Source organism: Paenibacillus sp. OK003 (genome assembly GCF_900109515.1).
In the GTDB taxonomy this organism is placed as follows: Bacteria; Bacillota; Bacilli; order Paenibacillales; family Paenibacillaceae; genus Paenibacillus; species Paenibacillus marchantiae.
Window position 1 is genome coordinate 1 of the sequence record NZ_FOBD01000036.1, and the last position, 9589, is coordinate 9589.

The 9589-nt window shown below is 43.0% G+C and carries 8 protein-coding genes; 5 read left to right on the forward strand and 3 right to left on the reverse strand.

Going from position 1 to position 9589, the window contains the following annotated elements; all coding sequences use genetic code 11:
- Positions 1-103: 103 nt before the first annotated feature.
- Positions 104-859: an SDR family NAD(P)-dependent oxidoreductase gene (locus BMW94_RS29975; protein WP_091002241.1), complete on the forward strand. Its 756-nt coding sequence runs from the start codon at positions 104-106 to the stop codon at positions 857-859.
- Between the two features lie 94 nt (positions 860-953).
- Here BMW94_RS29975 and BMW94_RS29980 read toward each other — a convergent pair whose 3' ends face one another.
- From BMW94_RS29980 to BMW94_RS29990, 3 genes are all read right to left on the reverse strand, one after another.
- A complete protein-coding gene (locus BMW94_RS29980; RefSeq protein WP_091002242.1) occupies positions 954-3254 on the reverse strand; it encodes an MMPL family transporter in 2301 nt (766 codons plus the stop codon).
- A gap of 47 nt (positions 3255-3301) precedes the next feature.
- Positions 3302-3925 (reverse strand): TetR/AcrR family transcriptional regulator, encoded by a 624-nt coding sequence (locus BMW94_RS29985; RefSeq protein ID WP_254790421.1) that lies wholly within the window; start codon positions 3923-3925, stop codon positions 3302-3304.
- A 276-nt stretch (positions 3926-4201) separates the two neighbouring features.
- Positions 4202-4807 carry a TetR/AcrR family transcriptional regulator gene (locus tag BMW94_RS29990; protein ID WP_091002243.1) on the reverse strand — a complete coding sequence of 202 codons (606 nt, stop codon included), beginning with the start codon at positions 4805-4807 and terminating at the stop codon, positions 4202-4204.
- A 177-nt stretch (positions 4808-4984) separates the two neighbouring features.
- Here BMW94_RS29990 and BMW94_RS29995 point away from each other — a divergent pair, with 177 nt between their 5' ends.
- The 4 genes from BMW94_RS29995 (at position 4985) to BMW94_RS30010 (ending at position 9372) form a co-directional block, all read left to right on the forward strand.
- Entirely contained in the window at positions 4985-5722 is a 738-nt protein-coding gene (locus tag BMW94_RS29995; protein WP_091002244.1) for an SDR family NAD(P)-dependent oxidoreductase, read from the forward strand.
- 180 nt (positions 5723-5902) lie between these two features.
- Positions 5903-8482, forward strand: a complete 2580-nt coding sequence (locus BMW94_RS30000; RefSeq protein ID WP_091002245.1) for a glycosyl hydrolase — start codon at positions 5903-5905, stop codon at positions 8480-8482.
- Between the two features lie 161 nt (positions 8483-8643).
- Positions 8644-9081 (forward strand): ribonuclease, encoded by a 438-nt coding sequence (locus tag BMW94_RS30005; RefSeq protein WP_091002246.1) that lies wholly within the window; start codon positions 8644-8646, stop codon positions 9079-9081.
- A 15-nt stretch (positions 9082-9096) separates the two neighbouring features.
- Complete coding sequence (locus BMW94_RS30010) at positions 9097-9372, forward strand: barstar family protein (RefSeq protein WP_091002247.1); 276 nt, start codon at positions 9097-9099, stop codon at positions 9370-9372.
- The last annotated feature ends 217 nt before the right edge of the window (positions 9373-9589 follow it).

The following is a 9589-nucleotide window of genomic DNA, read 5'->3' on the forward strand; positions in this document are numbered from 1 at the left end:
CAAAGAGCAAACTGGAAATTCACAAGGCGTTCGCCAGTTCCCTCGGGAACTGGTAATTCAGTCAAAACTGCCTTCAAAAAATACTATACGAGGAGAAAATAGGATGAAATATACAGTTATTACGGGTGCAAGTTCAGGGATTGGATATGAGACAGCTTTGGCATTTGCTGCACGTGGCAAAAACTTAATCCTGGTCGCCAGAAGATTGGACAAATTAGAAGAACTCAAATCAGCCATTCAGAATATTGATGCTACAGTAGATGTTATTGTTCATACAAGTGATCTATCGGATACAAGACAGGCATACACACTTTATAACACGCTTAAGAAATACCAAATTGAGACTTGGATTAACAATGCGGGGCTTGGCGAAGGTTCTTTTGTAGCAGAACAGAATTTGGAGAAAGTTGAAACGATGCTGCGTGTGAACATTGAATCGCTGACGATCCTTTCCACACTGTATGTGCGAGATTACGCAGACGTAGAGGGAACTCAGTTAATTAACGTTGCATCCGCACTTGGATATGCCATTGCTGTTGGAAGTGTTGCGTATTCGGCATCGAAATTTTACGTTAGTGCCTTCACAGAAGGGCTTGCCAAAGAACTTGAAATAAAAGGGGCAAAATTAAAAGCAAAAGTACTGGCTCCAGCAATTACGGAAACGGAATTCGTGAAGAAATCATTAGATACAGAAGAATTTGATTACAAAGCAAACATGTCTAAATACCACACCGCCAAAGAAATGGCAGGCTTCATGTTAGATCTATATGAAAACAACGAAGTCGTAGGGATTGTAGACCTGAACTACAATTTCAATCTGAGAAGCCCAATCTATCCAATCATAGGAGAATTGCATTAATATATTATCAACAAAAAATAAGAAACAGCAACCAGAACTGGTCACTGTTTCTTATTTTTCATCCAAATGAATTCAAATCAAAATACATGCCACATCAAGACTTGTGATGTTCGTTATCCTTAGCATTGAGTGAAGCAATCAGTTTCTCGCCTTCGACATCAAGGTTGGGCAGAATACGGTCCAGCCATTTCGGAAGCGCCCATGCTTTATTGCCGAAAATAGCCATGATGGCCGGGACCAATCCCATTCGAATAATGAAGGCATCGATCAAGATTCCTACAGCTAACGTAAATCCAATTTGTTTGATCATGACATCATCCGTGAAAATAAACCCTGCAAAAACAGAAACCATAATTACAGCGGCTCCTACTACAACACGACTCACCTGTTTGTACCCGTGAACGACGGATTCAGTCCCCCGATGACCATGAACATACGATTCGCGCATGGAGCTGACAAGGAAAACCTGATAATCCATTGCGAGCCCATAAAGGATACCCGTAACAATGATCGGCATAAAGCTTAGCAGCGGACCACCTGTATCGAAGCCGAAGAGAGAGTGGAGCCAGCCCCACTGAAACACAGCTGTCGTGATTCCGAACGTAGCAAGAATACTAAGAAGAAAGCCGATGGTTGCTTTGATTGGAACGATAATTGAACGAAATACCAAGAGTAGAATGATAAGGGACAACAGAATAATAATGCCTACATATATAGGGAATACCTCTGCAAGCTTAGTTGACATATCGATATTTACGGCCGTTAATCCGGTAACTCCAAGCTTAACGTTATACGTCTGTGCAATACTTGATTCAGAAGAACGTAAATCATTCACCAGATTTTTGGTAGTTTTATCGTTAGGACCAGTTTCAGGAATCAGACTGAAAATAGCCATATCCTCAGTCATGCCTAAAGGTGAAACCTGCGCAACATTCTTTTGATTTTGAAGCTCTTTCACAAGATTGCCTAAGAGTTCTGGAGAGACCTGCGTTGATGAATCCTTAGGCTCAGCGACCAGAATAAGTGGCCCGTTAAAGCCTTCTCCAAATCCTTCGGATATTGCATCATAACTTTGTCTTGCAGCCGTATCCAGATTCGCTGAGGCAGCTCCTGGAATGCCCATCTCCATTTTCGTAATCGGAATTGCTGCGACACCAAGAAGTACGATGATGGCGGCAATTGTGGCCCAACGATACTTGATAACGAATTTAACCCATCTGTCAGCTACGCCACGACCAGCCGCTTTGTTAGGCTTGGCGCTTTTCTCACGAGCTTTAGGCGAACAGATCCGCTCACCCACCAACCCGAGCAGCGCCGGTAAAAGGGTTAAGGCAACAAATACGTTGATGAGCACGGTTGCAGCAGCTACCAACGCCATCGTTGATAAGAACGTAAGACCGATTACTAACATACCGCATAGAGCTACGATAACTGTCAAACCTGCAAAAAATACAGCACTGCCCGATGTGCCAATAGCTCTGGCAGCAGCTTCTTGTGCACTCAAACGTTGATCGATAATCATTCGGCGTTGACGATTTACAATGAATAGAGCGTAATCAATTCCAACTGCTAGTCCAACCATAAGAGCCAAAACCGAAGTGACACTAGGCATTTCAATGAACTTCGAAATGGAGAATGCTCCGCCCACTCCGATGCCGACACCAAGAAGTGCAGTTACAAGAGGCAGTCCTGCCGCTACAACGGACCCAAGTGTGGCCAGCAAAACAACCGCGGCAATGACAAGTCCAACGATTTCGGCGGATCCTACACCGATGGATACGGTTTTTAGTGTTTCGCCTGGAAGGACGGTAATATTGGTTCCTTTCTCAACCGTCATGACGGAATCTATTACGGAGTCAAAAACATCCTGCGTGATAGCAGACTGCTCAATGGTAAACTGAAATTGGAACAAAGCAATTCTGCCGTCGGGAGAGAGAAGAACACCCGGCACAGGAACACCATCCACCATCAGAGGACCATAGGAGGGAGCAGCTACTGTTGCAGACTGATCCGAATTGGCAGCCTGGGCCATCTCAGCAGTTGAGCCGCTGGCTTCAGCAGCATAATCTGCAGGGTTGAGCACATCTTTTATCCCGTAAACATCATTAACACCCTTTGTGATCGCTGCCAATCGTTCTGGCGTATCTAGACGCTCGTTTGGAGGTGCTTCAAACACAACACTCCCTTGACCGCCTGAGGCAGCAGGTAATTCTTTGGCTAACTGGTCCAGAACTTTTTGAGATTCTGTGCCTTCAATCTTCATTTCGGAACTGATATGCACACCATTCACACTGATCATCGAGACGACAATTCCTAAAATTAAAATCCATCCGAGTATAAAGTACCCCGGTTTGCGAAAAGCAGTTTTCCCCACTCTATATAATAATGTAGACATATCTTTGTTTTACACTCCCTCTATGGTGAATATGGATTGCTACTGTATTAGAATCCTTTGCGCAAATGAGAAAACATGTTTTCTAAAAACTCATCGAACGATACAGCCCCTGTTCTTTGGTGGTCACTTATGTTTTGTCCTGGTAACAGCACATTAAGTCTTCCGTCAATTAATGGAAGAATGGTTCCGTAGACTGCGTTTATAAGTAGATAAGTATATACCTCGTCATCATTTTCGTTGGACAAGTCTAACAATGTCTCTTGGGCAGTCGTCTGCATTTGGTGCACAACCCGAAGGAAATGTGGTTCGAGAACAGGATATTGTTGGGAAAGTAATAAAAGTTCACGCAATCTTCCTATAAGATCTGTTGTAAGCTGCATCTGGATTAGTTGATACAGAACGTCAAGCAAGGAGGCATCAGATGGAATTTTGGTGAGCAGGGTTTCAAATTCACTAGTGTTATTAACTGAAGTAGCTCCCATAGCTACTGCTTCTTCCTTGCATGTAAAATAGTTTGCGAAAGTTCTTCTGGAGCAACCGGCTTTTTGTACAATATCTTCGACAACAAAACCGTCCAACCCATGTTCAAGCGCAAGTTCAAATGCTGCAGTTGCTAGCGCTTTTTCAGTAGCTTCTTTTTTTAAATGTCGCAGGGTTTGCTTGGTTATCAAATGCGTACACCTCCACATGCATGCTTTTGGAGAAAATAACTCTCTCGATAGTAGACTGTTTTCATTTGGTATTCACTCAACTCCTTAGCAATTACTTGGAATTATCATAACTTTAATTTGCCCATTGTGCAAATTTACTCAAAAGGCAAATTTATTGATATGTTGATTGAGAAATTAATGACCTAATAAATTCCATAAGATGAAGAGGGGGAAAAGACAAAAAAAGACAAAGAGTGGAGGATAAGATTCCCCTCTTTGTCTCTAAATGAAATTTAACTAATTGTCCCCCACATAATGAAAAGAATGAATATGTGTTTTGGACAGATCGATCACGTTCTTGATAAACATATCACGTGATTCGCGAAAACCGCTTAATATCCAATTGTTCAATATTCCAAAAAAGCCGTACGCTGTATAGTACTTAAAATACTCCATGTTAACAGGCATATCGTTGATCGTCTCGAAAATAAACTGCTCCTCATAGATTTTCAGGATTGTCTGTGGGAAGCCAGTATGCAGACCTGGTAACGTGTCATCATATCGAATCAGTTCGAAGAAGTCTCGGTTCTCATAGACATAATCGACGATTTGAAAGGATTCCGAATTTAGCTTGGTGGTGTAGACCTTTTGACCATGTGAATACGGCTTGCCTACGGCGAGTCTCAGACCTTCGAGCTTCGTATTCAACAATTCTTCGGCGAGCACGAATTTATCTTGATAGTGTAGGTAAAATGTACTGCGATTATAACCTGCCTGATCAACGATGTCTTTGACAGAGATGGCATGATAGCCTTTTTTCTTAATGAGTTGGATCAGAGCGCTTTTAAGATGCTCTTCTGTTCGATTGCGCTGTTGAGATTTCAAAATTTGTTCATCATTCATACATAAAAACTCCTATATAAATAGACATTGTTTCACCAAGTGTCTATGTAGTAGACATATCATCGTATCTTAATGATTGGATTGTTACAATTTTAAGCATACAATTATGTTTGTAAACGTCATATAGCACATATGCAAATAGGTGCTATTCAAAATAGTATACTGGAGGAATTAGTCATGAGCAAACTTCAAGACAAAGTGGCAGTTATTACGGGAGGGGCATCCGGAATCGGCGCAGCGACAGCACGCTTATTCGTTTCCGAAGGAGCTAAAGTGGTCTTGGTAGACCTGAATGAAGAAAAAGGAAAGGCGTTTGAACAAGAACTGAAAGCGCTTAAAGCTGACGCTCTGTTTATTAAAGCGAACATCACGAGTGAACAAGAGGTTGCTGAGATTTTCAAAAAAACTGTTGAGGTTTTCGGTAAAGTGGATATCGTATTTAACAATGCAGGAATCGGGCGTGTTCATCCTTCGCATGAGCTTGACTATGCTGAATGGCGCAATACGGTGAATGTAGATCTGGACGGTGTATTCTTGGTCGCGCGTGAATCGATCCGAGAAATGCTCAAAATTGGCGGAGGGACGATCGTCAACACGGCTTCCATGTACGGATGGGTTGGTTCACCTGGTTCTGCAGCCTACAATGCAGCAAAAGGTGGCGTTGTGAATCTGACTCGTTCGCTCGCGCTGGAATATGCTGAGAAAAATATTCGGGTGAACGCACTTTGCCCAGGTTTCATCGATACACCGATTATTCCAGAAGAGAGCAAACAGGCCCTTTCTTCGGCAACACCAATGAAGCGGCTTGGTCAAGCAGATGAAATGGCCAAAGCTGTACTGTTCCTAGCTAGCGACGATTCATCCTATATGACAGGAAACAGCCTGATCGTGGATGGAGGATACACCGCCCAATAAGAGGGTTAAATGTACTGAAAATGAATGGACGAAAAAAAGCCGAGCCGCAAAATTGCGGCTTTTTTTCGTCCATATATTTGCAAAAATTGATACATATGCTATGTTTACAATGAAAGCGCCATCATGAGTGAACAGAGGGATCATTCTTTATCATATTTTAACATGGGAAGGAAGATGATGATGAAGATTTTGTTCAAAAAGACAGGCGTATTAATGCTGGCATTGACTCTGCTTCTTGGATTGATGACAGTACCCGTTCATGCAGATTCACCACTTTTTACGATTGAAAGCGAAAACGCTTTACTTTCCTCCGATCTTCAAGTGACGACAGAAATTTACGGACAACCCAAGCCCGGATTTTCTGGAAGTGGATTTGTCTGGATGCAGAATTCCGGCACGATAACCTTCACTGTGACTGTCCCCGAAACAGGCATGTATGCAATTTCCACCCGATACATGCAGGAGCTTAGTGCTGACGGCCGACTTCAATATTTATCCGTTAATGGCGTTACCAAGGGCTCGTATATGCTGCCATACACAACAACATGGTCTGATTTCAATTTTGGTTATCAGAAGCTGAATCAAGGAAGTAACACGATTCAATTGAAGGCTGGTTGGGGCTTCGCTTATTTTGACACCTTCACTGTGGACTATGCCAATCTTGATCCCCTGGATGTTCAGCCTGTCCTTACTGATTCCCAAGCCACACCGGAAACACAACTTCTGATGAATTATTTAACGGAGGTTTATGGCAATCATATTATCTCAGGTCAACAGGAGATATACGGTGGTGGAAACGATGGCAATACGGAGTTGGAGTTTGATTGGATTCATAATTTAACCGGAAAGTATCCGGCTATCCGCGGATTTGATTTTATGAACTATAATCCGCTCTACGGATGGGAAGACGGCACAACCGATCGAATGATCGATTGGGTGAATAACCGGGATGGAATTGCGACAGCTTCCTGGCATATTAATGTACCCCGAAATTTCACGACCTACCAGCTTGGTGACCATGTGGATTGGAAAGAGGCTACTTATAAACCAACAGAAACCAATTTTAATACAGCCAACGCCGTAATTCCTGGTACGAAAGAATATCAATACGTAATGAGTACGATTGATGATCTGGCGGAACAACTGCTGATTCTGCAAGATAACAATGTGCCCGTTCTTTTCCGTCCTTATCATGAGGCGGAGGGCAACGGTGGCTTAAATGGAGAAGGCGCCTGGTTCTGGTGGGCTTCCGCAGGTGCAGATGTGTACAAACAACTGTGGGATATGCTCTACACTGAACTTACAGAGACATACGGTTTGCACAACTTGATTTGGACTTACAACAGCTACGTATATAACACTTCTCCTGCATGGTACCCTGGTGACGATCAGGTAGATATTGTCGGCTATGATAAATACAATACGATCTACAACCGCACTGACGGGTTGTCCGGCGTACCGAATGAGGATGCCATTACCTCGATCTTCTATCAACTGGTTGATTTAACGGGCGGCAAGAAAATGGTGGCCATGACGGAGAATGATACCGTCCCAAGTGTACAGAATCTGACAGAGGAAAAATCAGGATGGCTCTACTTCTGCCCGTGGTACGGCGAGCATCTCATGAGTTCAGCCTTTAATTATCCGGCAACGCTGAAAACGCTTTATCAAAGCGATTATGTCATTACGCTGGATGAACTGCCTAATTTGAAGGTTAACAATCCAACATCAAACGCGTCCCTCACACCTACAACCGTTGAATTTGACAAACACACGCCCAATCCAAGCGACAAGGCCATAACCGTGAATTTTAACGGTAATACGTTAACCGGTCTACGGATAGGCACCTCTGCATTGACTGCAAATCAGGATTATACGTTAAACGGAAGTACGTTGCTGCTGAAAAAAGAATTTTTGGCCGGACTGCCGGTTGGCGAACATTCCATCGTTTTTGATTTTAATCAAGGGCAAGATCCTGTATTAAAAGTTAAAATTGTTGATTCAACACCAAGCACAAGCGCTGTAATTTCGCCCGTGAATGCAGCATTTGATAAAGCAGCGAATCTAGCACAGGATGTTTCCTTGACTCTTACCTTAAACGGAAGACAGCTTACAAGCATAACGAACGAAAATTATACACTTGTATCGGGACAGGATTACACGGCATCAAGCAATGCCATCGTTCTGCGCAAATCCTACCTTTCCACGCTGCCGCTAAGCCAAAATAAGATAACGTTTCATTTTAACGGAGGAAATAACGCTGTTCTTACAGTAAACGTAGTGGATAGCAGTATTTCTGTACCCTCTGGGAATTTGACGATCCAAGCCTTTAACGGCAATACAAGTGCGTCCACCAACGGAATCTCACCTAAATTCAAAGTGGTCAATACCGGTAATTCGGCGATTCAGTTAAGTGATGTAAAGCTCCGGTATTACTATACGATCGACGGGGAAGAAGCACAGAGTTTTTGGTCTGATTGGGCCAGTATCGGAAGTGCAAATGTAACCAGCAAATTCGTTAAATTGGCAACGCCAGTTGCCGGAGCGGATTATGTTTTGGAAGTTGGTTTTACGAGTTCTGCGGGAACGCTTAATGCCGGACAAAGCGCAGAAATTCAAGCACGTTTCTCCAAAAATAACTGGTCCAATTATAACCAGGCTAACGATTACTCGTTTAAGGCATCGAGTACTCAGTTTGCAAACAACGAACAGGTTACCGGGTATATCAACGGTCAACTGGCGTGGGGGATTGAGCCGTAAGGATGCAAGGTATAATAAAGGTTGGAGCGGGGGTATCCCTGCTCCAGCCTTTTTGTGTTGAGATGGCCGAAAGCCGTGAGAAACGAATATAAAGAGGAGTATACGAAAGGAACATGTTATGATAGTGAGGATGCTAATTTTTCAGAAGGAGATCAAAATCAATGGTTGTAAAAAAGTGGTTAGGTGCTTTACTTTTTATTCTGGCGACCCTCCTGTTTACAGGCTGCTCACTCGAAACGGTTTCATTAAATGGCTCATCTCAAGAGAATGCAGCTCTAACTCAATTTGATGAAGTAGCCAAGTATATTTCGGAGCATAATGAACTCCCGGAAAATTATATAACCAAGAAAGAAGCTAGAGAATTAGGATGGGAGCCTAGCAAAGGTAATTTGGAAAAAGTGGCTCCAGGCAAAAGCATTGGCGGTGACGTATTTCAAAATCGAGAAGGGCTGTTGCCCAAGAAAAAAGGAAGGACTTGGTACGAAGCAGATATTAACTATTCGGGAGGAACGCGGGGCAGTGATCGGATTTTATACTCCAATGATGGATTATTCTATAAAACAACCGATCATTATCGTACGTTCGAGCAAATCGAATAGAGAAAGGGTGATCATATGAAGACAGTAGTCATCAATGGAAAGGACATTCATGGAAAAGAACAATTACATGACGTCCTTCAGACCAGCCTTGAATTAGGTCAAACGTATGGGCGGAATTTGGACGCATTATGGGATTGCCTGACTGGATTTGTCCCGATGCCACTTACCATTCAGTGGATTAATTTTGATGCAAGCCGAAATTCGCTTGGAGAGTACGCAGATCAGTTGTTGGACCTGATGCATGAAGCTGAAGAAGAGCTGGAAGGATTTACATTTGAGATAATAATATAAATTCCTGCTGCAAGGCAAGAAGGTGGGTCCGTCTAAAGTCGCTATTTTAGCGGTTTGTTTGTTTTGTTGGTACGAAATTTTGCCCCAACGGTTCTCGGTCTGTCTGTGCTTAAAATTAAAAGTGGTCATACCCCTGTCAAGTAGACAGATAAAAAAAGCTATGCTGCCAGTGCGCATCGATATTCAATCGGTGCGCGCTGTTTGAGTTTGGCTTGAA